At 68.8% G+C, this 24,699-nt stretch carries 22 protein-coding genes; 13 read left to right on the top strand and 9 right to left on the bottom strand.

Translation table 11 applies throughout. The features are described 5' to 3' along the window. Positions 1–34: 34 nt before the first annotated feature. The gene (locus tag ACFUEJ_RS03085) at positions 35–526 is read left to right on the top strand and encodes a YajQ family cyclic di-GMP-binding protein (RefSeq protein WP_058253332.1); all 492 of its coding nucleotides are present in this window, start codon (positions 35–37) and stop codon (positions 524–526) included. 166 nt (positions 527–692) lie between these two features. Continuing rightward, positions 693–1,550, top strand: a complete 858-nt coding sequence (gene htpX, locus ACFUEJ_RS03080) for a zinc metalloprotease HtpX (protein ID WP_058253356.1) — start codon at positions 693–695, stop codon at positions 1,548–1,550. Positions 1,551–1,583: 33 nt separating this feature from the next. Here htpX and ACFUEJ_RS03075 read toward each other — a convergent pair whose 3' ends face one another. Further along, on the bottom strand, positions 1,584–2,600 hold the full coding sequence (locus ACFUEJ_RS03075) for a polyprenyl synthetase family protein (RefSeq protein ID WP_068970024.1): 1,017 nt from the start codon (positions 2,598–2,600) through the stop codon (positions 1,584–1,586). Between the two features lie 117 nt (positions 2,601–2,717). On the opposite strand from ACFUEJ_RS03075, the gene ACFUEJ_RS03070 reads away from it, so the two are divergent. Then, a complete protein-coding gene (locus ACFUEJ_RS03070) occupies positions 2,718–3,977 on the top strand; it encodes a geranylgeranyl reductase family protein (protein WP_247451570.1) in 1,260 nt (419 codons plus the stop codon). 122 nt (positions 3,978–4,099) lie between these two features. After that, on the top strand, positions 4,100–5,056 hold the full coding sequence (locus ACFUEJ_RS03065; protein ID WP_247451569.1) for an oxygenase MpaB family protein: 957 nt from the start codon (positions 4,100–4,102) through the stop codon (positions 5,054–5,056). Positions 5,057–5,214: 158 nt separating this feature from the next. Here ACFUEJ_RS03065 and ACFUEJ_RS03060 read toward each other — a convergent pair whose 3' ends face one another. Continuing rightward, a complete protein-coding gene (locus ACFUEJ_RS03060; RefSeq protein WP_068970034.1) occupies positions 5,215–5,952 on the bottom strand; it encodes a demethylmenaquinone methyltransferase in 738 nt (245 codons plus the stop codon). 75 nt (positions 5,953–6,027) lie between these two features. Then, the gene (locus ACFUEJ_RS03055; protein WP_388027512.1) at positions 6,028–7,182 is read right to left on the bottom strand and encodes a glycosyltransferase family 4 protein; all 1,155 of its coding nucleotides are present in this window, start codon (positions 7,180–7,182) and stop codon (positions 6,028–6,030) included. 107 nt (positions 7,183–7,289) lie between these two features. On the opposite strand from ACFUEJ_RS03055, the gene ACFUEJ_RS03050 reads away from it, so the two are divergent. Next, complete coding sequence (locus ACFUEJ_RS03050) at positions 7,290–7,910, top strand: Type 1 glutamine amidotransferase-like domain-containing protein (RefSeq protein ID WP_068970027.1); 621 nt, start codon at positions 7,290–7,292, stop codon at positions 7,908–7,910. Here ACFUEJ_RS03050 and ACFUEJ_RS03045 read toward each other — a convergent pair. Continuing rightward, positions 7,891–8,433 (bottom strand): hypothetical protein, encoded by a 543-nt coding sequence (locus tag ACFUEJ_RS03045; RefSeq protein WP_388027509.1) that lies wholly within the window; start codon positions 8,431–8,433, stop codon positions 7,891–7,893. The two genes, ACFUEJ_RS03050 and ACFUEJ_RS03045, sit on opposite strands and share 20 nt — an antisense overlap. Positions 8,434–8,510: 77 nt before the next feature. Beyond that, positions 8,511–10,214: a 2-succinyl-5-enolpyruvyl-6-hydroxy-3-cyclohexene-1-carboxylic-acid synthase gene (menD, locus tag ACFUEJ_RS03040; RefSeq protein ID WP_388027506.1), complete on the bottom strand. Its 1,704-nt coding sequence runs from the start codon at positions 10,212–10,214 to the stop codon at positions 8,511–8,513. 64 nt (positions 10,215–10,278) lie between these two features. Between menD and ACFUEJ_RS03035 the strand changes: the two genes are divergently transcribed. From ACFUEJ_RS03035 to ACFUEJ_RS03020, 4 genes are all read left to right on the top strand, one after another. Continuing rightward, a complete protein-coding gene (locus tag ACFUEJ_RS03035) occupies positions 10,279–10,896 on the top strand; it encodes a class I SAM-dependent methyltransferase (protein WP_058253339.1) in 618 nt (205 codons plus the stop codon). Positions 10,897–10,921: 25 nt separating this feature from the next. Then, complete coding sequence (locus ACFUEJ_RS03030; protein WP_388027502.1) at positions 10,922–12,007, top strand: AbrB family transcriptional regulator; 1,086 nt, start codon at positions 10,922–10,924, stop codon at positions 12,005–12,007. Positions 12,008–12,064: 57 nt separating this feature from the next. Beyond that, positions 12,065–13,357: a saccharopine dehydrogenase family protein gene (locus ACFUEJ_RS03025; protein ID WP_388027499.1), complete on the top strand. Its 1,293-nt coding sequence runs from the start codon at positions 12,065–12,067 to the stop codon at positions 13,355–13,357. Between the two features lie 251 nt (positions 13,358–13,608). Then, complete coding sequence (locus ACFUEJ_RS03020; RefSeq protein WP_058253341.1) at positions 13,609–14,055, top strand: Hsp20/alpha crystallin family protein; 447 nt, start codon at positions 13,609–13,611, stop codon at positions 14,053–14,055. 296 nt (positions 14,056–14,351) lie between these two features. Here ACFUEJ_RS03020 and ACFUEJ_RS03015 read toward each other — a convergent pair whose 3' ends face one another. Beyond that, positions 14,352–15,557: an EAL domain-containing protein gene (locus ACFUEJ_RS03015; protein ID WP_259935648.1), complete on the bottom strand. Its 1,206-nt coding sequence runs from the start codon at positions 15,555–15,557 to the stop codon at positions 14,352–14,354. A gap of 461 nt (positions 15,558–16,018) precedes the next feature. Here ACFUEJ_RS03015 and ACFUEJ_RS03010 point away from each other — a divergent pair, with 461 nt between their 5' ends. Further along, positions 16,019–17,224, top strand: a complete 1,206-nt coding sequence (locus ACFUEJ_RS03010; protein ID WP_223258822.1) for a diguanylate cyclase — start codon at positions 16,019–16,021, stop codon at positions 17,222–17,224. Here ACFUEJ_RS03010 and ACFUEJ_RS03005 read toward each other — a convergent pair. Further along, complete coding sequence (locus tag ACFUEJ_RS03005; protein ID WP_137809702.1) at positions 17,170–17,928, bottom strand: hypothetical protein; 759 nt, start codon at positions 17,926–17,928, stop codon at positions 17,170–17,172. The two genes, ACFUEJ_RS03010 and ACFUEJ_RS03005, sit on opposite strands and share 55 nt — an antisense overlap. 170 nt (positions 17,929–18,098) lie before the next feature. Here ACFUEJ_RS03005 and ACFUEJ_RS03000 point away from each other — a divergent pair, with 170 nt between their 5' ends. Continuing rightward, positions 18,099–20,246, top strand: coding sequence for an Rv1355c family protein (locus tag ACFUEJ_RS03000; RefSeq protein WP_388027493.1), 2,148 nt, complete (start codon positions 18,099–18,101; stop codon positions 20,244–20,246). Here the strand turns inward: ACFUEJ_RS03000 and ACFUEJ_RS02995 are convergent. Together ACFUEJ_RS02995 and ACFUEJ_RS02990 are read right to left on the bottom strand one after the other, a co-directional pair. Then, positions 20,237–20,887, bottom strand: coding sequence for a PaaI family thioesterase (locus ACFUEJ_RS02995; RefSeq protein WP_388027490.1), 651 nt, complete (start codon positions 20,885–20,887; stop codon positions 20,237–20,239). The two genes, ACFUEJ_RS03000 and ACFUEJ_RS02995, sit on opposite strands and share 10 nt — an antisense overlap. Before the next feature lie 34 nt (positions 20,888–20,921). Then, positions 20,922–21,155, bottom strand: a complete 234-nt coding sequence (locus ACFUEJ_RS02990) for a hypothetical protein (RefSeq protein ID WP_247451560.1) — start codon at positions 21,153–21,155, stop codon at positions 20,922–20,924. Positions 21,156–21,333: 178 nt separating this feature from the next. Between ACFUEJ_RS02990 and ACFUEJ_RS02985 the strand changes: the two genes are divergently transcribed. Both ACFUEJ_RS02985 and ACFUEJ_RS02980 read left to right on the top strand, forming a co-directional pair. After that, positions 21,334–22,308 (top strand): 1,4-dihydroxy-2-naphthoyl-CoA synthase, encoded by a 975-nt coding sequence (locus ACFUEJ_RS02985; RefSeq protein WP_159370189.1) that lies wholly within the window; start codon positions 21,334–21,336, stop codon positions 22,306–22,308. Between the two features lie 965 nt (positions 22,309–23,273). Beyond that, positions 23,274–24,533, top strand: coding sequence for a DUF222 domain-containing protein (locus ACFUEJ_RS02980; RefSeq protein ID WP_388027486.1), 1,260 nt, complete (start codon positions 23,274–23,276; stop codon positions 24,531–24,533). The last annotated feature ends 166 nt before the right edge of the window (positions 24,534–24,699 follow it).

Raw genomic sequence — 24,699 nt, 5'->3', positions numbered from 1 at the left:
CTTGCGCTGATCGCCATGACATACCCTGTCGGACATGGCTGATTCATCGTTCGACGTGGTGAGCAAGGTCGACCGGCAAGAGGTCGACAACGCCCTGAACCAGGCTGCCAAGGAGTTGTCGCAGCGGTACGACTTCCGCGGCACCAACACCGGCATCGAGTGGTCCGGCGAGGAGAACATCGTGATCACCTCGGACGCCGAGGAGCGCGCGCAGGCGGGCCTCGAGGTGTTCAAGGAGAAGTTGATCCGACGCGACATCTCGCTGAAGGCCTTCGACGCCGGCGAGGTCGTCGGCTCGGGCAAGACCTTCAAGATCACCGGCTCGCTGGTGCAGGGCATCGACTCCGAGCACGCCAAGAAGATCTCCAAGAAGATCCGCGACGAGGGGCCGAAGGGCGTCAAGGCGCAGATCCAGGGTGACGAACTGCGCGTGTCGAGCAAGAAGCGCGACGACCTGCAGGCCGTCATCTCGCTGCTCAAGGGCGAGGACTTCGGCATCGCCCTGCAGTTCGTCAACTACCGCTGACCCGCCCGGTCGGTGGGTCGGCGGCACCGAACCCCGACCGTCGGAAACCCAGACGGGCGCTGCGTCGTTTGACCGGATGAGGCGCCTGCACTCCGCGGCCGGCACCGGGTTCGCCCGGGCCGCCCGCGGAGCCCGAGACCCGCGGCGCCGGACAGACGAGGACCCGATGCATTTCAACGGATTGAAGACGGCGGCTCTGCTGGGTCTGATGTCGGCGATCATCGTCGGCATCGGCGCACTGTTCCAGAGCCCGCTGATCCTGTGGGGATCGGTGATCGTCGCCGTCGGCATGAACGCCTACGTCTACTTCAACAGCGCCAAGATGTCGCTGAAGGCGATGCACGCGCAACCGGTCACCGAACTGCAGGCACCGGTCATGTACCGGATCGTGCGTGAGCTGGCGACCACGGCACACCAGCCGATGCCCGCCCTCTACATCTCCCCCACCGAGTCGCCCAACGCGTTTGCGACCGGCCGCAACCCGAAGAACGCCGCGGTGTGTTGCACCACCGGCATCCTGCACCTGCTCGACGAGCGCGAGCTGCGCGCCGTGCTGGGCCACGAGCTGTCCCACGTGTACAACCGCGACATCCTCATCAGCTCGATCGCCGGCGCGATGGCGGCGGTGATCAGCGGCCTGGCCAACTTCGCGATGTTCATGGGCGCGTTCGGCGGGCGGGACAACGCGCCGAACCCGCTGGCGATGCTGCTCATCGCGCTGCTGGGACCGATCGCGGCCACCCTGGTGAAGCTGGCCGTCTCCCGCTCACGCGAGTTCCAGGCCGACCAGTCCGGGGCCGAACTCACCGGGGATCCGCTCGCACTCGCATCAGCGCTGGCGAAGATCTCCGGCGGGGTGCAGGCCGCGCCGCTGCCGCCGCAGCCCGACATCGCGGCCCAGTCGCACATGATGATCGAGAGCCCGTTCCGCGCGACCGACCGGATGGCCAAGATGTTCGCCACCCACCCGCCGACCGCGGAACGCATCCGCCGCCTGCAGGAGATGGCCCGCGACGGTCGCTGAGCCGGCTGGGCAGAGATCCTGCCGGTCGACCCCTCAGCCCACGCGTTCGATCGTGTAGTCCACGAGCGACGCCAGGGCACGGTGGGCCGGCGACTCGGGAAGTTCAGCCAGCATCGCGTGCGCCTCGTCGGCGAACTCCTGCAACTTCGCCCGGGCGGCGGTCATACCCGCCGACGAGCCGAGCAGTTCGATCGCCTCGGCAACCTCGGCGTCGTCGGTGAGCGGCCGGGCGGCGCCGTCGGCGGCCACCAGGAGTTCGCGCAACCGGGCCGACGTCGCGTCGTCGCCCGTGAGCGCGTAGAGGACCGGCAGCGTGTGGACGCCTTCGCGGAGGTCGGTGCCCGGGGTCTTGCCCGACTCCACCGACACCGAGCTGATGTCGATGATGTCGTCGGACACCTGGAAGGCGACTCCCACGATGTCGCCGATGCGGGAGAGCCGCTCGATGTCGTCGGGCTCGGCCCCGGAGGCCATCGCGCCGAAGCGGGCGGCGGCGGCGATCAGCGAGCCGGTCTTCTCCCAGACGACCTGCAGGTAGTGCTCGATGGGGTCGGCGCCGGGTTTGACCCCGACCGTCTCCCGCATCTGGCCGGTGACGAGTTCGGCGAACGTCTCGGCGATGATGCGCACCGCCTCGGGGCCCAGCGTCGAGACGAGTCGCGAGGCGCGCGCGAACAGGAAGTCTCCGGACAGGATGGCCACGCTGTTCGTCCAGCGCGCGTTGGCACTCGCCGCACCGCGGCGCATCGCGGCCTCGTCCATCACGTCGTCGTGATAGAGCGTGGCGAGGTGGATCATCTCCACCACCGTCGCCGAGGTGATGACATCGTCGGAATCCGGGCGCGGACCGAACCGGGCCGCCAGGATCGCGAACATGGGCCGGAACCGCTTGCCCCCGGCCTTCGCGAGGTGGGTCGCCGCCTCGGTCATGACCTCGTCACCCGACGAGAGTTCGGCGAGCAACAGATCCTCGACCCGCTGCAGCGACGAGCGCACCGTATCGGCGAACTCATCCGACACCAGGTCAACCCCGGCGAATGTGGACTTCACGGAAACGCGGCCCCATCTCGTCTGATCCGGCAACTACTCGACGGCGGACACGCGACTGCCGCGTAGACCCCACCTGCTGCGAGCCTAGCCCGTCGGGGGTCCGGACATACTGGTCGGGTGAGCACGGACACGACGCCTACTTTCCCCGATTCCGCCGATGTCCTCGTCGTCGGCGCCGGACCGGGTGGATCGGCGGCGGCCGCCCATGCCGTCGCCGCCGGCCGGGATGTGGTCCTCGCCGACGCCGCGGTGTTCCCGCGCGACAAGACGTGTGGCGACGGCCTCACGCCGCGGGCCGTCGCCGAACTCGACGCGCTGGGGCTCGGCGCACTCCTCGACGACCGTCCGCGCATCGACGGACTCCTGCTCAACGGCTGGGGCGCACGCCAGCAGGTCCGGTGGCCCTCGGGCCGGTTCCCCGCCTACGGCAGCGCGGTGGCGCGCACCGAGTTCGACGACGCCATCCGTACGCATGCGGTGTCGGTGGGAGCGCGAATGATCGAGGGCGCCAAGGCCATCGGCGTCGAGATGGACGGCGACCGGGTGGGCGCGGTGACCTTCGCGACGCCGGCGGGCACACACACGATGCGGGTCACCGACCTCGTCGTCGCCGACGGCGTCCGTTCGGGAATCGGCAAATCGCTGGGGCGACAATGGCATCGGAACACCGCCTACGGAGTCGCCGCCCGGGCGTACGCACCGTCGGCGCGCGCCGACTCGCACTGGATGGGGTCGCACCTCGAACTCCGGGGACCCGACGACGCACTGCTGCCCGGGTACGGCTGGGTCTTCCCCCTCGGGTCGGCCGGGGGCGGACAGGTCAACGTCGGCGTCGGGGCGCTCGCGACGTCGAAACGTCCGGCGCACATGGCACTTCGACCGATCCTCGAGCACTACGCCGCGATGGTGCGCGACGAGTGGGCTCTCGACGGCCCACCCGTCCGGATCACGTCCGCCCTGCTGCCCATGGGTGGTGCGGTGTCCGGTGTCGCGGGTCGCAACTGGATGCTGATCGGCGACGCCGCCGCGTGCGTCAATCCACTCAACGGCGAGGGCATCGACTACGCCCTGGAGACCGCCCGGCTCGCCGTCGAACTCCTCGGCACGGACGACTACACCGACCGGTGGCGCGATGTGCTGGTGGAGCACTACGGGCTCGCGTTCTCCGCCGCCCGACGTCTCGCCGGCCTGCTCACCATGCCCAAGACCGTCCCCACCCTGGGCCGGCCCGGCATCCGGTCGCCGCAACTGATGTCCATGGTGGTGCGGGTCATGGGCAACCTGATCACCGCCGAGGATGCCGACCTCGTGGCCCGGGCCTGGCGCACCGCCGGGCGGGTTTCCCGGCAGGTCGACCCGCGGCCGCCGTTCTCCTGAGAGGGGCCGCCGGGGCCATCCCGGTGGCGCGTTGAGACGATCGGGCTGTAGTGTTCCAACACGTGTGGCCGCGGCCACAGCTGTGACAGAATCAGGCCACCCGTCGACCCAGGAGATGGAAGATGTCCGCCGCATCCACTCTCGCCACCCGAGCCAAGCACGCCGTCCAGAACCGCCTGGCACAGCGCTACCACCTGCGCGGCGAGATCGACCGCATGGATGCCGTCGGTGACCCGACCGCGATCGCCCGCGCCCTGGGCACGCAGGAATTCCCGTGGGGCATCACACAGGCGTTGAGCTTCGCCCTGTTCCGCACCTACGCGGTGCCGTCCATCGGCGACCTTCTCTACAAGACCAGCCAGTTCACCGAGTCGACGCAGAAGCGCTACGACGACACGGTCCTGCTGCTCGACGCCCCGATCGAGCACGGGGTCGACAGCCCGGCCGGACGGGCCGGTATCCGGCGCATCAACCAGATGCACGGGATGTACGACATCCCCAACAGCGACTTCCTCTATGTGCTGGCCACTTTCGTCGTCTGCCCGGTCGAGTGGGTCAACTCCTATGAGTGGCGCTCGCTGACCAACCACGAGGTCCTCGGTCTCACCAACTACTACCGCCGGCTCGGCCAGCTGATGGGCATCAAGGACATCCCCGAGACCTACGACGACTTCAAGACGTTCTACGACGAGTACGAGACCGCCCACTTCGCCTTCAGTCCCGACTCGCTCGCCGTCGCCGACGCCACCCTCGACCTCCTCGGCACGTTCATGCCCTACAAGCTGCTGCCGCGGGCGGTGGTGCGTCGGATGTCGTTCGCGCTCATGGACGATCGGCTCCTCGGCGCGTTCGGATATCCGAAACCGACCGCGGTCGAACGGGTCCTGGTGCGCGGCGGGCTCAAGGCTCGCGGGCTCGCGATCCGCCTCTTCGCGTCACCCCGCACCGAACCGCTCTTCGGTCGCCAGACGAAGCAGGTTCGCAGCTATCCCGGCGGTTTCCGAATCGACGACCTCGGCACCTTCGCGCCCGGGTGCCCGGTGTCGCACGACGAGACCCCGCGGGCCGCGACCTCCTAGTGGTGTGTCTAGGAAATAGGTGGCCGGTATCCGGTGGAGCGATCGGTGGTCTGGCAAGGCGGAGGAGGGAGGGATAGCGGAGCTATCTCGACCGACGACAACGCAGCCAGGCGCCGATCGAGCGCCGGAGACCAGTCACTTATTTCCGAGACACACCACTAGGCCCGCGCCGAGTGGATCGCGGCGATCCCACCGGTCATGTTCTCCCACCGCACCCCGGTGAACCCGGCGTCGCGGATGAGGTCGCCCAGCGCGAACTGGTCCGGCCACGCCCGGATCGACTCGGCGAGATAGACATACGCGGCCGGGCTGCTCGAGACCTTCGTCGCGACCGCGGGCAGCGCCTTCATCAGGTACTCCATGTACACCGTGCGGAACGGCTTCAGCGTCGGCGTGGAGAACTCGCAGATCACCAGTCGTCCGCCGGGCTTGAGTACCCGGCGGAGCTCGGCGAGCGCCGTCGGGACGTCGTTGACGTTGCGCAGGCCGAAGGAGATGGTGGCGGCGTCGAACGAATCGTCGGCGAACGGGAGCGACAGAGCGTCGGCGGCGACCTTCGGCACGTCCCGATGCGCACCGGCCTTGAGCATGCCGAGCGAGAAGTCCGCGGCTATGCAGTGCGCCCCCGAGGAGGCGAGTTCGACGGTCGACACCGCGGTGCCCGCCGCGAGGTCGAGGACGACGTCGCCCGGACGCAGGTCGAGTGCCCTACGAGTCTTCTTGCGCCAGCCGCGATCCCGGCCGAACGACAGGACCGTGTTGGTGAGGTCGTAGCGGCGTGCGACGCCGTCGAACATGGCCGCGACCTCGGCCGGGTCCTTCTCCAGGCTCGCCCGGCCCACACTCGTCCGGCCCAGACCCGCTCGTTCCGGTGGTGTCGCGCCCGTCGATGACATGCCGATCACGCTACCGGTCGTTCGGGCCAGGACCGCCGGGAGGTGCGTCGCCTCGCCGGGCGGTCGGCCGCCACCTCAGGCAGGCCGCCCCACCTCGGTGACGACTCCGCGGCCCGTCACGCGCGCGTAGTGGCCGACGAGCTCCGCGCACACCGACGGCCAGGTGCGCGCACGCACGGCCTGTACCGCGGCTCGGCCGAACGCCGCCCGGACCGACTCGTCGTGCAGGGATTCGACGATCGCGGGCAGCTCCGCGGCGAGAGATCCGACCTCCAGCAGATATCCGGTCCGGAACGCCGACACCAGGTCGCGCGGGCCGCCGGCGTCGGGACCGATCACGGGCAGGCCACTGGCCATCGCCTCCTGGATGGCCTGACAAAACGTCTCGTGTTCGCCGGCGTGCACGAACACGTCGAAGCTCGCGTACGCGCGGGCCAGCGCCTCCCCGCGCAGTTCACCGGTGAACACCGCATCCGGCATGGCGCGCTGGAGCCGGTCCCGCTCGGGGCCGTCCCCGACGATCACGAGCTGCACGCCCGGGTTGCCCGACAGTCCGGCCAGGCGTTCGACGTGCTTCTCCGGCGCGAGCCGGCCCACGAACCCGACCACCAGGGCGTCGCGGGCGGCACCCAGCCAGTCCGCGCGCAGCGACGGGTCGCGCTTGTCCGGCGAGAAGAGTCCGACGTCGACGCCGCGACCCCAGCGCGCGAGTCGCGGTATGCCGTGGGCGGCGAGGACCTCCAGCGTCGCGGTCGACGGCGCGAGGGTGAGGTCGCACATCTCGTGCAGCCGGCGTGTGTAGCGCCAGGCCAGCTTCTCCACCGCACCCAGCCGATAGGCTGCCGCAAACCCGGCGACGTCGGTCTGGAACACGGCGACCACGGGCACGCCGAGCGCCCGGGCGGCGACGGCGCCCGCGGCACCCACCACGAACGGTGACGCCAGGTGGACGACATCCGGTTCGAAGTCGCGCAGGGTGCGGTACAGCAGCGGCGACGGCACTCCCACCGGGAGCGAGGTCACCCGCGGCACCTGCACCGCGGGCAGCAGGTGCACCGGGGTCCGGCGGCCGACCATCCGCGGCCCGCCCGGCACGCCGCGCGGGGTGTCGGGTGCGATGACGACCACGGTGTGGCCGGTGGACTCGAGATGGTCGACAACCCGGAGGACGGAATTGACCACCCCGTTCATCTGGGGCAGGAAGCTCTCGGCGACGATCGCGACGCGCATGATCGCGATCGTCCCCCGCAGAATTGACCGGACCACACGGCGCACGTGTCGGCCCACCCAATTCAGGATGAACGGTGCGTTGCCCTCCGACCGGGCACAGTGGAGGGGTGGCCGACACCCACCTCCTGCTGCTGAGTCGCTGGCTCACCCCGGTCCCGCAGTTCCTCGCCCCGTTGACCGGGCCGGGCTGCCGCATCGGCTACGTCCCCACCGCGTCGTCGATCTATCCCGATCACGCGTGGCTCGACCTCGAGCGGGACACCCTTCGGCAGCAGGGTTTCGAGGTGACCGACCTCGATCCAGAACTGACCGGGTCAGCCGTCTTCGCCCAGGAGCTCGCCGGGGTCGACGCGGTGTTCGTCGCCGGCGGCAACACCTTCCATCTACTCGGGGCGCTGCGCCTGGCGGGTGCCGACCGCACCCTCGTCGACGCGGTCCGCGCCGGCCTCCCCTACATCGGGGTCAGCGCGGGCGCCGCGGTCGTCGGCCCCGACATCGCTCCCCTGTCGCTGCTCGACGATCCCGCCGAGGCCGCACCCCTGACCTCGACCGCGGGCCTCGGACTGATCGACACCACGGTGATCCCGCACGCGGAGGGCACCGTCGGGGGTCGCGGACCGATCGCGGCGACGAGGCAGCGGTTCGGCGCCGAGCACCGGCTGCACTTCCTGACCGACGCCGAGGCGATCGTCGTCGCCGGCGGAGACCTCAGGGTGATCCCGGGCTGACCGTCTCGTCCTGGTCGGCCGCGGCCGGGTCCCGGTCTGCCGCGTCGCTGCCGGAGTCCTCGGCGTCGGAGTCCTCGGCGACAGCGTCGTCGGCGGTGCCGCGGCGGGCCCAGCGACGACTGGACTCCGCGACCCCGACCATCAGCAGGCCGATGACGAGCCACGCTCCGACCATCACCGACACGGCGGGGATGATGGACAGCACCGCGGTGCGGCCGGTCGGGCGGGCGAGATCCGGGTTGTAGACCGCGTAGTCGACGCTGATGCGCTGTCCCTCGCTCAGCTCGGTCGGATACAGCAGTCCGAAGCGGGGGCTGTGGAACGAGCCGTCGGGTGTCTGGAAATTCACCGCGGCGTGCAGGCTGTCCACGGACACGACCTCGGCCATCACGGTCGCCTTGCTGGCCTCGATCGTCGCGTCGTTCTTGAAACAACCGGCGATGAGCGTCATCGCCATGAAGGTGATCGTCACGCCGACGACGAGCAGACCGAGCTGCACGCGTCGCTGGATCACCGGATTCATGCCGTTCAGACTAGCGGGCACCGATCCGCCGGTGCCCGGCCCGACCGGTCGCGCACCGCCGGGACGCACCGGCCGCACTACCGAAGGCGCGCCGCAATCGACGCGTGGACGGATCGCAGCCGTTCGCGGTCGGTGGCGACCTCGACGACCTCGATCCCGCCGGGAGCAGGCTCCTCCGCGAGCACCGCGCCGAGCTCACCGACCCCCACCCGACGATGCGGGATGTGGAAACCCGCGCACATCGACGCGATGTCGGTCCGATGCGGGGTCCCGAAGACCCGCTCGTAGGCCCCGGCGTACAGCCCGGTGTTGTAGCGCGGGTCGCCCTGTTCGAGCAGACCGAAGATCCCGCCGCCGTCGTCGTTGGCGACCACGATCCGCAGCGACGTCGGGCGCGGCTCGCCCGGGCCGATGACCAGACCGGTCGCGTCGTGCACGAAGGTCAGGTCGCCCATCAGGGCGATCGTCCGCGCGCCGGCCTGATCCCGGTCACGTGCCATCGCGGCACCGATCGCCGTCGAATTGGTTCCGTCGATACCCGCGACCCCGCGGTTCGAGAGGACCCGCACCCCGTCGGCGATCCGGCCGGCCAGGGCGATGTCCCGGATGGGGTTGCTGGCGCCGACGACGAGTTGGTCGCCGGCGGCCATGGCGTCGCTGACCGCCCGTGCGACGTGGAGCCCGGTGGCCGGGCCCGGCTCGTCGAGTTCGGCGGTGACGGCGAAGGCCGCCCGCTCCTGTACCGCCGCGCACTCCTTGAGCCAGTCCTCGCGCGGCTCGCCGACGACCTCGATCCGGGTGCCGGTCGCGTAGACGTTGCCGGAGACGTCGGGCCAGCGCGGACCGGTGGTCAGCGCGTAGACGCGGACCTCGGGGTCGGCGAGCAGGCGGGACACCCCGCGGTGCAGCGTCGGCCGGCCGCAGATGATCGCCTGCTGGGGCCGGACGGAGTTCAGGCCCAGCGGATGAAGCGGCGTCGCCGGCCGCGGTGCCGTCGGTTCGGCGACGGTGGGGATCCCGGCCAGACCCGGGTGGATGCCCGATCCGTGCCCCGACACGACCACGGTGTCCAGCGACAGGTCGATCGGCAGCGGGACGTCGAGCTTGCCGACGGGCGCCTGCGTCCAGGGCAGTCCGCCGGGCCGGCCGGAGAACGAGCCGAGGTCGGTCGACGGGTCGGGGCCGGCGAGTTCGTCCGGGTCGGGGACCAGCGGTTCGCGCAGCGGGATGTCGAACTGCACGGGTCCGGCGTTGCCGGTACGCGCGCCCCGGGCGGCGGCGAGCACGCGACCGACCGCCGAGCGCCACTGGCTGTTGGTGTCGAGATCCTGTTCGGCGAGGCCGAGGCTGATCGCCGCACGCACCTGGGTCCCGAAGATGCCGAACTGTTCGACGGTCTGGTTGGCGCCGGAGCCGAGCAGTTCGTACGGCCGGTTGGCGCTGACGACGACCAGGGGCACCCGCGCATAGTTGGCCTCGAAGACCGCCGGTCCCATGTTCGCCACGGCGGTGCCGCTGGTCATCACGATCGGGACGGGCTGTCCCGACGACACCGCGAGCCCCAGAGCCAGATAACCGGCCGACCTCTCGTCGATCCGCACGTGCAGACGCAATCGCCCGGCGGCGTCGGCGGCGTGGAGGGCGAAGGCGAGCGGCGCGTTGCGCGACCCCGGACACAGCACGGCCTCGCGGACACCGCCGCGGATCATCTCGTCGACGATGACCCGGGCCTGCAGTGTGGACGGGTTGGGCCCGGGGGCGTTCTGGGCCGGTCGGTTCATCCCACAAGCCTAGTGCTCTCCCGAGTCCCCACATCGCGGCGGGGAGCGGCGTTACCCTCGTCACGTGGGCTTTTACGACGATCGAGTCCTGCCGCACCTCATCGAGCGCACCTGCGGCATGGCGGCGTTGACCCCGCTGCGGGCGCGGGCCTGCGCGTCGTTGTCCGGCCGGATGATCGAGATCGGCTTCGGCTCGGGCCTCAACGTCGGCGTCTACCCGGCCGGGCTCACCGAGGTCGCCGCCGTCGAACCGTCGACCGTCGGATGGTCGATGGCCGCCGACCGCGTCGCCACCTCCCCCGTGCCCATCGAACGCGCCGGACTCGACGGCCAACGACTGCCGTTCGACGACGACTCGTTCGACGCCGCGCTCACGACCTTCACCCTGTGCACCATCCCCGACCACCAAGCGGCGCTCGCCGAACTCCGCCGCGTGCTGCGTCCGGACGGACAACTCGGATTCCTCGAACACGGTTCCGCCCCCGACGCCCGCGTCCGGCGGTGGCAGCGCCGACTCGAACCGATCCAGAAACGCGTCGCAGGCGGCTGCCATCTCACCCGCGACGTGCGCGCCGAGCTCACCGCCGCCGGCTTCGCACTCGGGCCGGTCGATGCGTTCTATCAGCCCGGCGTACCGAAACCGTTCGGCGCTCTGACCGTCGGGACCGCGCGGCCGGTCTGAGGCCCGTGGGCCTACTGTGGAGCCAGTGCGTCGCTGGACAGTGCTGGTACTCCTCACCGCGGTCGCGACGCTCGTTCTGGAGCTCCTCGAGGTCGACGCCGCCGCCCTGTTCGCGGGGCTCGTGGTCGCGGGTGCTCTCGCGATCGCCGGCCGCGCGCCCGGCCGGACGAACAGCGACGCCGACGAATCCGACGACCCGATCGTCCCGCGATGGGCGTTCGTGGCGTCGCAGGGTGTCCTCGGCGTCTTCATCGGCACGATGGCCGAGCCCGAGACCGTCGGCGGACTCGGGTCGTCGTGGTTCCCGGTGCTCGTCATCGGCCTGGGGACACTGGTCATCTCGATCGCCTGCGGCGCCCTGCTCGGGCTGCACCGAGACGTCGACTCTCTGACCGGCTCGCTGGCACTCGTCGCGGGCGGCGCGTCCGGGCTGGTGGCGCTGACCCGCGAGTTCGGCGGCGACGAACGGATGGTCGCGGTCATCCAGTACCTGCGCGTCGCGCTGGTCACCGTCACCATCCCGGTGGTCGCCTCGCTCGTGTTCGGTGCCGAAAACGGAGCCGTCGCACCGGGACCCGACGCCTGGTCGGCGGAAACTCTGCAGAATCAGGGCTGGGGACTGTTGCTGCTGGCGGTGTGCCTGGGCGTCGGGATCCCGCTCGGCCGGTTGCTGCGCATGCCCGCAGCCGGTCTGCTGGGTCCGCTGGCGCTGGCCACCGCGGCCGAGCTGACCGGGATCGCCGGTTCCGCCGAGGTGTCCCCCGCACTGCTGGCGGTCGCCTACGCGGTGATCGGCTGGCAGGCGGGCCTCGGATTCACCATGCCGCGGTTGCGTGCGATCGGCCGTGTCCTGCCGCTGGCGCTGGTGCTGATCCTCGTCATCGGCGCCGGCTGCGCCCTGCTGGGGGTCGTGCTGTCCGCGTGGACCGGCGAGTCGATGTTCGACTGCTATCTCGCGACCACTCCGGGCGGGATCTACGCCGTCCTCGCCGCGGCCACCGGGGCGGGCGGGAACGTCGCGTTCGTCGTGGCCGCCCAGATCCTGCGCGTCCTGCTCATGCTGTTCGTGGCGCCCTTCGCCGCGCGCCTCGCCGCTCGGCGGGCGTCGTGACCGTCTCGCCCGACTCGACGGTTACGTGTGACCCCGGTCCCACGTAAGGTCGGGAAGATGAGCGGGGAATCGAACACCGACACGGCATCATCCACCTCCCACGGCCGCGAGTTCGACGTCGTGGTCTACGGCGCCAGCGGCTTCGTCGGCGAACTCACGGCACGGTATCTGGCCGATCACGCGCCGATCGGTACGAAGATCGCGCTGGCGGGCCGCAACGAGTCGAAGCTGACCGACGCCCGCAAGCGGCTGCCGTTGCGCGCACACGACTGGCCGCTGATCATCGCCGACGCGGAATCACCCGCGGCGCTCGACGCGATGGTCGCGCGCACCCGGGTCGTCTGCACCACCGTCGGCCCCTACCTCAAGTACGGCGAGGCCCTCATCGTGGCGGCGGCCACCGCCGGAACCGATTACGTCGACCTCACCGGCGAGGTGCCGTTCGTGCGGTACGCGATCGACAAGGTCCATGACGTCGCCGCCGCCTCGGGGGCCCGCATCGTGCCCTCCTGCGGCTTCGACTCCGTGCCCTCCGACATCACCACCTACGCGCTGCATCGAAAGGTCTCCGACGACGCCGCCGGCGAGATGACCGACACGACCCTCGTCGTCGCGTCCTTCCGCGGCGGGATCTCCGGCGGAACGATCGACTCGATGCGGGTCATCGCCGAGGAGGCCCGCAACGCCCAGTCCCGACGGCTCATGCTCAACCCGCAGGCCCTCTCGGGCGGCCCCGGCGAGGTCCCGCGGGTCAGCCTGTCCGACGAACCGAGCGACCTGTCCATCATCAACGCCAAGAAGGTCGACCCATCGCTGCGCGGCACCCTCGCGCCCTTCTTCATGGCCGCCCACAACACCCGGATCGTGCGGCGCTCGAATGCGTTGCTGGACAACGCTTACGGCAACGACTTCCACTACGCGGAGACGATGAGCGTCGGCGGCGTCCCCGCGGTGTCGACCCTGATCGCCGGCGCCGTCGCGGTCGGCACCGGCGCGTTCATGGGAGCGATGAGTTTCGGCCCCACGCGACGTGTCCTCGACCGCGTGTTGCCGAAGCCCGGTGACGGACCCAGCGAAAAGGCCCGCGAGAACGGTTATTTCGTGGTCGACACGTTCACGCGGACGACCACCGGACGACGCTACAAGGCCCGGATGCGCGCCCAGGGCGATCCCGGTTACAAGGCCACCGCGGTGATGCTCGCCGAGAGCGCGCTGGCATTGGCCCTCGACCGCGACCACCTGCCCAAGCGGGCCGGGGTGCTGACGACCGCCGTGGCGATGGGCGACGCTCTCATCGACCGTCTCCGCAACGCCGGGTTCAGCATCGACGCCACCGAGCTCACCGACTGACCCTGACCCGACCCCGCCCGATCGCGTCGTTCGACCCTCCGGCAGCCACGCCGGCGCAGACCGGACCCACTCCGGCACAGTCGAACTCGCGGTCGGGCGGCGTCGTCTTCGGGCCCCGGAAAAATCTGGCACTCTCACCTCCAGAGTGCTAGACGAGTGCCGGATCCGGTGCTATCTTCGTTGGCAGTACAGCGATGAACTGCTCGTCTAACGGGTGGCGAGCAGCCTTGAGAATCAGGAGGTGAACTGCTGTGCTTCGTTTCGATCCCTTTTCCGACATGGATGCCTGGACCCGAGGCATGATGACCGGTTCAGCGGCCGGAACTGCCCGCACTCCCCGCTTCATGCCCCTGGACCTGTACAAGGTCGAGGACCACTACCTGCTCATCGCCGATCTGCCCGGCGCCGATCCCGGTTCGATCGACGTCAGCGTCGACAACGGGGTCCTCACCCTCTCCGCCCAGCGGAGCACGCCGTCCGACGAGGGCGTGCAGTGGCTGACGAGCGAACGATTCTCCGGAACCTACCGCCGCCAACTGACTCTCGGCGACGCCATCGACAGCGCGGCCATCTCGGCGCGCTACGACAACGGCGTTCTCACCGTGACCATCCCGGTCGCCGAGAAGGCCAAGCCGCGGCGGATCGAGGTGGAGTCGGCCGGCCGACCACAGGCGATCGAGACCAGTACGGTCACATGAGCCGCTGCAGCACAACCTCTCTCCCATTCGGAGGAGCTGTAATCCCTGATCCCTGAGGTGCGAGGAGCGATAGCGACAGCCTTTCGCTCCCTGAGGTGCGAGGAGCGATAGCGACAGCCTTTCGCTCCCTGAGGTGCGAGGAGCGATAGCGACGAGCCTCGAAGGGCCTGGCAAAAAATGTTCACCACGCCCTTCGAGGCTCGCTTCGCTCGCACCTCAGGGAGCAGGATCGGCCACGCTTCGCACCCCAGGGAGCAATACGCTGCGCCACAACGGAATCGGGCACCTAGCCTTCGCTACCGGTCAGACCCGAACAGTTCGACGAGCGGCGCCGGGCGGCCGAACAGGAAGCCCTGGGCGTAGTCGAACCCGAACTCCTCGAGCATCGGGAGCAACGCCTCGGATTCGATCCCCTCGGCGACCATCTTCACCCCGGTGGCGGCGGCCATCTCACCGATCGCGCGGACGACGGCGCGATCGGGCGAGCTGTCGGCCAGTTGCGCGATGAGCGTCCGATCGACCTTCAGGACGTCGACCGGGAGATCGCGGACGTAGCGCAGGGCCGAGAACCCGGCCCCCAGGTCGTCGATGCAGATCGTGCAGCCGAGTTCGTGGAGCGCGTCGATCGCCCGCGACGCGGAGGTGTCGACCCGGATCGCCTGGTCCTCCCGCACCTCGACCCAGACCCTCGACGGCTCGACACCGTGACCGTCGATCAGGCCGTGGACGTACGAGACGAGCCCGTCGTCCCACAACTGCTGCCCGGACAGGTTGAGGGAGACGAACGTGCTCGGCCCGACGTGCCGGGTGATCTCCCCCGACAGGTCCCGGATGGCCTCGCCGATGGCGTGCCGTCCGATGGGGGCGAGCAGCGAGATCCCCTCGGCCACAGACAGGAACGCGTCCGGAGCCAGCACGCCGGACTCGGTGTGCCACCGGAGCAGCGACTCGTAACCGACGACCCGCCGGTCGGGTACCGCGACGATCGGCTGGTAGAAGACGGAGAAGTCGCGCTCGACCGATCTGGTGAGCCAACCCGCGAGGTCGACCTCGGCCCGGATGTGGCGCAGCGTCGTCGGCGATGCGAATGCGACAGCGGTGCGGCTGCTCAGCGCGATGCACAGGGCGGCGTCGGCGTGGCGGACCAGATCGTCCTCGGACTCGGCGGCGAGGTGCACATCTCCGACGGCGACGCCCATGCACACGTCGAGGAACCAGCTGCGTTCCCCGTCGCTCACGGTGTGCGCACCGAGTTTGGTGCGGGCCGCCTCGATCAGTGCGTTGCGTCCACTCTCGTCGTCACCGGCGCCGGTCCACGGAAGGTGGATGAGCCAGTCGAAGTCCGACCGCCGCTGGAAACGCGCCCGCGGACTGATGGGCATCAGCACCTGTTCGATGAAGCGCTCGGCGGCCGCGGCCGACGTCTCGTAGCCATAGGCGACGACAGCTCGGTGGTACGGGTCGACCGACACCGCGATCACCGAGGTTCCCAACGTCAACACGACGTCATTCGCTGGTCCGATCCCCCCAGGGCGACGCCGGGGGCGCCGCAGTTCTCCATCGCGGAGATACTACTCAGCCGGTCCGCTTCCGGGAAGGAGGACGAGGCGCCACCGCTGGGGGACCAGGGCCGGCCGTCATGACCGTTCTCACAAATGCCCGCCGCGACGGTTCGACGAAACCGTGTGCAATTTTCGTGGGCCCGGGTCGAGACATCGATTTCTTTTGACAGATGTTCACAAAATCTGAGACCGACGCGGCCGGCGATTCGCCACTATTCTCGGCAGCGCTGCTAACGATTCCGCGAGGTGCGGCAAAACTGCTGGTAAGGTGCTTTCATTGCCTATGCGTAGGACACGAAAGATTACGCGGTTTCCGCCAATGCAGTCGCAGTGGCATTAATGCGAATCTCGGCGAACAAGCGGCTGTCCCCACAGCCGCCGACGGAAAGCGGTCGTGGTAGATGTCGTTGATCAGGAGGGTGCTCCGGCGCTACGACGCCCGGTCGATGGCGACACTGATCAGCACCGGCGGTGTCATCCCGCTGCCGGTCATCAGCGTGCTCGCGCCCGAGACGCTGTACCCGGGCGGCATGCCCATCCTGCTCACCATCTGGTCGTTCATCGCGGTCGTCTTCGCGGTGACGGCCATCCGCGCCCGGCTGACCGACCTCGAGTTCGCGTTCCTGGGCGGGTTGGGGATCGTGGGCATCTGCGGCACCTCGATGATCCTGGCCTCGCCACGATCGTCGACGCTCGTCCTCGCCATCGTCGCGGTCATCCCGGCGATCGGCGCGATCTCGGCGACCACCCGACTCATCCTGTCCCATCTGGCGCTGGCGGTCGTCTGTGCGGCAACCGTCCTCGCGGTGACAACGCCCTCGCTGCCGGAGTACCTGATCAGCTTCGGCGCGATGCTCGGCCTGATCGTGGTGCCGGTCTTCCTGGTCGTCGCATTGCGCAAGTCGATGGAGGCCGTGCTCGATCAGCAGACCCGCCTGGTCGGGATCGACCCGCTGACCGGCCTGCTGAACCGACGTGGCTTCCTGATCCGCGCATCGCAGCTCCTCTCGGCCGCACGGTCGTCCACCGGTTGGATCGGCATCCTGCTGCTCGACGTCGACCATTTCAAGAAGATCAACGACCAGTACGGCCACCTCGCCGGTGACGGCGTGCTGCTGGCGGCGTCGGCCGCGATCCGCGAGCACGCCCCCGTGGGTTCGGAGGTGTGCCGCTACGGCGGCGAGGAGTTCCTCATGTTCCACGTCGTCCACGACGCGGACGAACTGTGGCTCAGCGCCGAACGCCTACGGGCCGCCGTCGCCGCCGCAGCGCCGGTCACCATCAGCGTCGGCGGTGTCTGCGCGCCGCTGCGCGTCGCCGGCGACCCGCTGGTCTCCGGCCGTTTCGACACCGCCTATTCGACCGACGACGTGATCGGCAACCTCCTGGGCCAGGCCGACGCCTGCGTGTATCAGGCCAAGGAGAACGGCCGGGACACCACGGTCATCAAATCCATCGACGCAGTGACCTGGAACGACGGCGCGCCGAGCGCACATGCCGCCGACGCCGAGCGGACGGTGTCTCCGCCGTCGGCCAGCCTGTACGAGGTCTTCTACCGACGCCCGGCCGACTTCGTCGACATCGACAGCCGGACCAGCGGGCGCTGAGTCGTCGCGGCCTGGAGTGCGTCGGCCTCCCGGCGCATCCGACGCCAGGTCTCCGGGCTGGTGAGGGTGTCGAGCCGGGCGCGGTCCCACCACATGAGCCGGGTGCGGTACCGGTCGTCGGGGAACGGCGTCGCGGACACCGACTCGTCGAGGCGTCCACCACCGGATTGCCAACGGCGCAGAACGTGGTCGGCCGCGGTCGCCATCATGGCCTCGACCCCGGACATCTCCATGATGACCAGCCCCAACCGCGACAACTGACCGGCCACCGACCCCGCGATCGCCGATCGCTCGTCCACCCAGGCCGTCTTGACCTCGACGATGCCGTCGTGCAGGCGTTCTTCGATGGCGTTGACGAGCTGCACCTGACCGGGCTGACCCGCCCATTCGACCAGCGCGTGCGACTGCGCAGCCGCCTCCAACCGGGGTTGGACCCGTAGTCCGCCGACAACCTTGCCCTCGCTGTCGAGCACCGCGAAGAACATCGCGGTGCCCTCGCCGCCGGCGACCTCGTCGTACTCGAGTGCGGCCGCGCACCCGTGGCGGTGGTACGACGCGTCCGCGCCGGCGAGGTACTCACGCCACAGTTCGGGCTCCGACCGCGGGCTCGCCACGACCACCGAGTACTCCGCCCCGGTTTCGGGTGCGATCGATCGCAACATCCCGGTGCGAACCTGATCATTGGTGACTGACACCTTATTCATCGCAGTATTGCCTTCCAGGAATTAGTAAATTTAGAGACGAGATCTCCCCCGACCCCGCGTGTAATGCTGCCACAAGGCCACATTTATGCACTCCCACAAGCGCAGTTCTTTTTGCCCGACCGTCGCTTTGACGGTTGGCGTCGTGCAATCCCGTGCGACACCATGGGCTTATGCACACGCCGCCGGATGCCGCCGCCACCCTCTACTTCCCGGACGAACTACCCGCCGCGTTGACCGCCGAACCGTCCCTCACTGTGTCCGACATCACGGCCGGCGCCGCCCGCGCGCTCGATGAACTCCTCCCGCCCGCCGAGCCCGCTCTCCGGGACGAGACACCTCGTTACGCGCACTTTCCCTGGCGTAACGCCCTCGTCAAGATCCCCGGTCCGCGCACGTTCCGGCGCCTGCGGCTCGACCGCAACCGGCACAAACTGACCGCGTCGCAGCAAGACGCTGCGGGCGAGCTCCGGATCGGTGTCGTCGGTTTGAGTGTGGGACACGCGATATCACTCACGCTCGCACTCGAAGGCCTTACCGGCGAATTACGTCTTGCCGATTTCGACGAACTCGAACTCACGAATATGAATCGAATTCCGGCGACCATTATGGATATTCACGACAACAAGGCTGTGGTCGCCGCTCGACGCATTTCCGAGATCGATCCCTATCTCACCACCGTCGTACATGTGGACGGCATAACAATCGAGAACATCGATGAATTCCTCGACGGCCTGGATCTCGTCGTCGAAGAATGTGATTCCTTCGATGTAAAGGTCCTCGTGCGCCAGAAATGTCGCGAGCGAGGAATTCCGGTTCTCATGGAGACGAGTGACGGTGGAACCCTCGATGTCGAGAGATTCGACCTCGAACCGGATCGGCCCCTTTTCCACGGCCTGGCCGGCGACCTGCGCATCGAAGATCTCGTCGGACTCGACCGCGCGTCGCTCACCCCGCTCGCCGTCCGGGTACTCGAGCCGACGAAGGTGACCGCGCCGATGGCGGCGTCAGCCATCGAGCTCGGGCACACGGTCACCGCCTGGCCGCAGCTCGGCGGCGACGTCCTCCTGGGCGGCGCCACCGTGGCCGCGGCCGTCCGCCGCCTCGTGCAAGGCAAGTCCCTGCCGTCCGGTCGCGTCCGATTCGACCGGGACGCCTGGTTGGACGGCCTCGAGGACCCGATCGACACCCATGCCTCCGCACCCCCAGCACAACCACCGGCCGACGCCGAACCGCTCCGTCCGCAGGTGCAGCCCGCCGTCGCGGCGATGACCGATCGCGAACTCGTCGTGTACGCCGCGAGCCGCGCGCCGTCCGCCGGGAACCAGCAGCCCTGGCAGATCATCGCCGATGACGACGCCGTCACCATTGTCCTGGACCGCAGCCGCACCTCGACCCTCGACGTCGAGCACCGGGCATCCGCGGTGGCGGTCGGCGCCGCCCTGTACAACGCGCAGGTCGCGGCCGTCGCGCGCGGGGTGCTCGACGACATCGAGATCGTCGACACGGCCGACACGCTGGCCGGCCGGGCACGCCTCAAGGGCATCGACACCGGGTCGCGCTCCGCGGACGCGGAGACCGAACTCGACGCATTGCTCGCCCGCGGCACCCGACGTGGAGTCGGGGACGGATCACCGCTGTCGGCCTCCGATCTCGTCCGACTGCACGATGCCGCCACGAGTGATCGGACCCGGTTGGTGGCGCTCGACGACCGCGCGGACATCGACCGATATGCCTCGATCATCGCCCGATCGGATCGCGCCCGGTTCCTGACGCCCGAACTGCATCGGGAGATGTTCGCCGAGCTCACCACCGATCCGGCCGCCGCCGAGGGCATCGACGTCGCCTCGCTCGACCTACCGCCGGCGATGGCGGGGATGCTCGACGTGTTGCGGCGTGCCGATGTCATGGCGTTGCTCGACGAATGGGGTGGCGGTGCCGCGCTCGGTGCCGATGCCGGCGCCCGGGCCGCGTCGTCGTCGGCGATCCTGGTCCTGGTGCAGCAGGGCACGACCCCCGCCGATTACCTCCGCGGTGGGATCGTCGCGCAGCAGCTGTGGGTGGCCGCCGAGCGTCTCGGCTTTGCGGTTCACCCGATGACACCGACGTTCCTCTACGCCGGGGACGACGCGACCGCGCGAACGCTGTCGAGCAATCACGGCGACGAACTGGCCGCCCTGCGCGACGAGATGCTCGAGACGTGGCCCCTCGATGCCGGCGAGGCGCCGACCATCGTGCTGCGCCTGTCGCGCACGGATGCGCCGGTGGAGGTGAGCCGTCGTCTGCCCGTGCGCCCGCCGACGAGTGCTGGTCAGGCCTGACCGGGGTTGAGCTTGATGAACAGGGCGTCCATCTCCGCACAGAGGCGGTCGCCGTCGTGCAGGGTGCCCTTGATGAAGACCTTGCGCCCCTCGATCCGGTCCGCCCAGGCGTGGATTCGCAGCGGCGTGTTCAGCGGAGTGATCGACCGGTATTGCACGGTCAGATACGCGGTCCGGCTGACATGCTGGATCGCGACCGCCGACGCGAAGCCGCCCACGTCGTCGAAGGCGACCGCGACATGACCGCCGTGCGCGGCGTTGTTCCCGCCGAGGTGGAAATCGCGGAAGGTCAGTTCGGCGACGACCCCGTTGTCGTCCACCTCGGTGACCACATACGGCGGCAGGGTGATGTTGCCGCGCGACGGGAGGTCGATGCGGGTCCCCGCCGGTGAGTGCCACTCGTCGATCCGGGAATCGGCGAGCCGGTCGTTGAGCGTTTTCAGTGATTCGATGAGTTCGTCGACGAGTTCGTCGTCGGGGCAGGCGTAGCGGGCGTTGTCCATCAGCAGGCGGACCTGCTCACTGAACTCGCCGTATCGGGGTCCGCCGCGGTCGGTGGTGATGGCCGCATGGGCCCGGAAACCACCCTCGTGCGGGTCCTCGTCGACGGTCTCGACGGCGCGATCGTTCGCTTCGCTCACCGGCCAACCGTATAAGAGCCGGCGGTGCCGTGCCCTAGCCGGTGTCGGTGTCGGTGTTCCCCTCCGTGCGACGACGGTCGGCGAGATCCACACACACCCCGCCCCGGGCCAGCCGGCGCGTCGACTCGGGTATGTAGTCCGGCACGCCACGCGGACCGCGTTCCTTCTCGTCCCGGATCCGGACCGCCCTCCCGACGATCACCGCGACCGCCGCGGACACGACACACCACGCGCCCCCGAGGATCAGAATCCACCCCCATACAGCCATACGGACAGCTAAGCATCCGAAACTGAGATTTCGGTGATGTTCGAGCCGAAGACCGGCCGGCATCCAATGGTTGAATGCAATCCGCGTCGAACCCGTCACGACTTCGTGATCTCTTCCGACCAATCCGCCGCTTGCAGGCGTGCGGAGCGACCGGTCGCCCCGTCGATAGGCTGGTCCCATGAGTGCGACGCCCGACACCCAGGGACCCTCCGGCCAACCCTTCGACCCGGCATCGTGGGCGGTGGTGCCCGGCTTCGAGGACCTGACCGACATCACCTATCACCGCCACGTCGGCGAGGGCCGCGAGTACGGGATCGTGCGCGTCGCATTCGACCGTCCCGAGGTCCGCAACGCCTTCCGCCCGCACACGGTCGACGAGCTGTACCGCGTCCTCGACCATGCGCGGCGGTCACCCGACGTCGGCACGATCCTGCTGACCGGCAACGGCCCGAGCCCCAAGGACGGCGGGTGGGCGTTCTGCAGCGGCGGCGATCAGCGCATCCGCGGGCGTAGCGGTTATCAGTACGCCACGACACACGACGACGACGTCGCTGCGGCCGGCGCCGAGACGGTCGACGCGGCGCGGGTGAAGGCCGAGGGCGGGCGGCTGCACATCCTGGAGGTCCAGCGCCTGATCCGGACGATGCCCAAGGTCGTGATCGCGGTCGTCAACGGCTGGGCGGCCGGCGGCGGGCATTCCCTGCACGTCGTGTGCGACCTGACCCTCGCCTCGGCCGAGCACGCCCGGTTCAAGCAGACCGACGCCGATGTGGGTTCCTTCGACGCCGGTTACGGCAGCGCCTACCTCGCCAAGCAGGTCGGGCAGAAGTTCGCGCGCGAGATCTTCTTCCTCGGGGAGGCCTACGACGCCGAGACCATGCACCGGATGGGCGCGGTCAACCGCGTCGCCCCGCACGCCGAGCTGGAGGCCACCGCGATCGACTGGGCGCGCCGGATCAACAGCAAGTCGCCGACGGCCCAGCGCATGCTCAAGTTCGCGTTCAACCTCACCGACGACGGCCTCATGGGCCAGCAGGTGTTCGCCGGTGAGGCGACCCGCCTGGCCTACATGACCGACGAAGCCGTCGAAGGGCGTGATGCGTTCCTCGAGAAGCGCGACCCGCGCTGGGACGATTACCCGTACTACTACTGAGCCGGGTGCCCGAGAGTGTCGAACGCACAGAGCATTCATTGAGGGCGGGTGACGACCAGCGTCGCTCGTCTGACGTAGATCGATGTTGGATGTGGGCGATCATTCTTCAGCGGGTTCGACCCCGTCGACAACACAGCTCACGCCCCTCCGGGTTGTCGACCGGAGTCATGAGTTGCCCACTCGCAGGCGATTCCGGACGATATTGACACCGCCCTGATCGAACCGGCGGCGAACCAGGTCCGGTGCGAACGACGCCGCCGAATCGAGCTGAGAGACCGGACCCGCCTCGGCGTGCGGCAGTAGTACGCGGTGAACCGTAGGTGCGTCGCGTGGCCTGCCAGTGCGCCAGACACCTCCAGATCGCGGCGCCGCCGCTGTCGTGGCGTCAACTCGACGCGGCGTTGCCGACCTGCACGCGCAGAAATCCAGTCCGCTAAATGATGAGAGGCGCACCGCCTTTCATGACAAGATGGCCGGCGCACTCCGCGGCGATGAATTCGAAACGACTCACCGATGATGCTGCGCCGCATAGTACGCCGAAACTTTTTTTCCGTAGCGCGACGTCACGGTCCCTCTCGGCGAGCTCGGCACGCAGTCTAGTCCGTTCCGCGCGCTCACCCGCCGCCTCGGTCGGGCGGCACCTTGCGATCTCGTGGACGTTGAGTTCCCGTGCCACCTCGGTGACTGGCCCGTCCACCATCAATCACCCGACGAGCAGCGCCTGTGCTCAGGAGTAATCGACCGCTTCCTGACCAAGCAGATACCTCTGCAGCAGGACGACGCGCGACATTCGGTCACACGACCGTCGTCGGTCAGCAGCACATCTACCGTTCTGGGACAGAATACGGTACGTATGTGACAGGATTAGACTACTGACGACGATCGAGGCACAATCAACGAAACATGCTGCACAGTAGCCAGTTTCGCGATTTCCGAGCCTGTGGAAACTCCTCGAAATAGAACCCATGTTCCTGTACCTTGGAGTCATGCCAGAGCTCACCACGCTCCTCGATCAGCTCGTCGAGACCGCCCCACCCGCCGACGATCCCACGGGCAGAGCAACATTCGACGCCCTTGACACGTGGCGTCTGATCCGCAACCTTGCAGATCATCAGATCGCCCTGCACGCAGCGCAACTCGACGAACTAGGCGTCGCCCAGAAGGCCGGTAGCACCACCAAGAGACTGCTGATCAAGTCAGGACATGCACCGGCCGCCGCTCTTCGCACCATGCGGGGTGTCGACGCGCTGCCGACGCTGCCCGTGGTGGCGCGTCACGCCGCTGATGGGCGGCTGTCCGGCGAGGTCGTCGATGCCATCGTGCGGGGGATCAACGAGATCGAGAAGCGTTGTCACAAAGCCCTTTCCGATGACGAGCGCGCCCAGTACGAACTCGAACTCATCGCGCAAGCACTCTCCGGCGCAACACCGACAGAAGTGCTCAAGCATGGCCGAGCCATCGCCAATACTCTGGCGGACACCGCCGACTCCGGTGTACCGGCCGCCGACGACCCATCGCTGAACGCGGTCAACGCCCACACCACCGACGACGGCCGCGTCGAAGTACATGCCGACCTCACCCAAATCGTGGGAGAGAAGTTCCAGGCCATGATCGACGAACGCTCCTGCCCCAGGCCCGAACCCGACGGCGCACAGGATCGACGCACCGCCGAGCAACGCCGCGCCGACGCCTTCGAACTGATCCTCGACCAAGCCGCGATCGGCGCGAGCATCAACACCGTCGGAAGCCCACGCACGCAACTGATGCTGACCATCCCCGCCACGGGAGACCTCGCAACACTGCCGTGGACCGGATCGGTCAGCCATGCCACCGCGAAGCAGGTCTCCTGCGACGGATCCTTGACCGAGATCGTCCTCGACAGTGAGGGCGTACCGCTGCAGATGGGTCACACCCGTCGGTTGTATCCGGCACACTTACGCAAAGCGATCATCGTCCGCGACGCGTGCTGCATCAAATGTGGTGCACCGCCGTCCCATACGCAGGTGCATCACATCAGGCCGTGGGCCGACGGCGGTCCCACCGACCTCGACAACGGCTGCCTGCTCTGCCAGCGCTGCCACACACAGGTCCACCACCACGGGTGGGACATCGTGATGGGTTTCGACCGCCACCCCTGGCTCGTACCGCCCGTGTCGATCGATCCGCAACGCCGACCGCTACCCGCATACAACCGACGCACCATGCGCCTCGACGACGCCGCCTGACCGGCCCTCCGACACACACTTTCGCGCAGCACCTTTTCGCACCCGGCCATCGCCCGGGATCGCATCTGTCCCTTGACAACTCCACAGTGACGCCCCAGTCGGCTCCGTTCCCGGTCAGAATCGTGGGCCGGGGACGGGCCGTCGGGGACTACGAAGAAACCCGTTG

This window comes from Gordonia sp. NPDC057258, from assembly GCF_042668985.1.
Classification (GTDB): Bacteria; Actinomycetota; Actinomycetes; order Mycobacteriales; family Mycobacteriaceae; genus Gordonia; species Gordonia hongkongensis.
Note: the sequence above shows the minus strand (reverse complement) of the source record. Positions and strands in the feature narration are given on the sequence as shown.

Excerpts from the sequence above, each read along its gene's own strand:
- ACFUEJ_RS02980 (WP_388027486.1), top strand. The coding sequence starts at position 23,274 with ATGTTCCTGTACCTTGGAGTCATGCCAGAGCTCACCACGCTCCTCGAT.
- ACFUEJ_RS03060 (WP_068970034.1), bottom strand. The coding sequence starts at position 5,952 with ATGTCATCGACGGGCGCGACACCACCGGAACGAGCGGGTCTGGGCCGG.
- ACFUEJ_RS03055 (WP_388027512.1), bottom strand. The coding sequence starts at position 7,182 with ATGCGCGTCGCGATCGTCGCCGAGAGCTTCCTGCCCCAGATGAACGGG.
- ACFUEJ_RS03085 (WP_058253332.1), top strand. The coding sequence starts at position 35 with ATGGCTGATTCATCGTTCGACGTGGTGAGCAAGGTCGACCGGCAAGAG.
- ACFUEJ_RS03045 (WP_388027509.1), bottom strand. The coding sequence starts at position 8,433 with ATGAATCCGGTGATCCAGCGACGCGTGCAGCTCGGTCTGCTCGTCGTC.
- ACFUEJ_RS03065 (WP_247451569.1), top strand. The coding sequence starts at position 4,100 with ATGTCCGCCGCATCCACTCTCGCCACCCGAGCCAAGCACGCCGTCCAG.
- ACFUEJ_RS03000 (WP_388027493.1), top strand. The coding sequence starts at position 18,099 with ATGCACACGCCGCCGGATGCCGCCGCCACCCTCTACTTCCCGGACGAA.
- ACFUEJ_RS03025 (WP_388027499.1), top strand. The coding sequence starts at position 12,065 with ATGAGCGGGGAATCGAACACCGACACGGCATCATCCACCTCCCACGGC.
- htpX (WP_058253356.1), top strand. The coding sequence starts at position 693 with ATGCATTTCAACGGATTGAAGACGGCGGCTCTGCTGGGTCTGATGTCG.
- ACFUEJ_RS03005 (WP_137809702.1), bottom strand. The coding sequence starts at position 17,928 with ATGAATAAGGTGTCAGTCACCAATGATCAGGTTCGCACCGGGATGTTG.
- ACFUEJ_RS02985 (WP_159370189.1), top strand. The coding sequence starts at position 21,334 with ATGAGTGCGACGCCCGACACCCAGGGACCCTCCGGCCAACCCTTCGAC.
- ACFUEJ_RS02990 (WP_247451560.1), bottom strand. The coding sequence starts at position 21,155 with ATGGCTGTATGGGGGTGGATTCTGATCCTCGGGGGCGCGTGGTGTGTC.
- menD (WP_388027506.1), bottom strand. The coding sequence starts at position 10,214 with ATGAACCGACCGGCCCAGAACGCCCCCGGGCCCAACCCGTCCACACTG.
- ACFUEJ_RS03010 (WP_223258822.1), top strand. The coding sequence starts at position 16,019 with ATGTCGTTGATCAGGAGGGTGCTCCGGCGCTACGACGCCCGGTCGATG.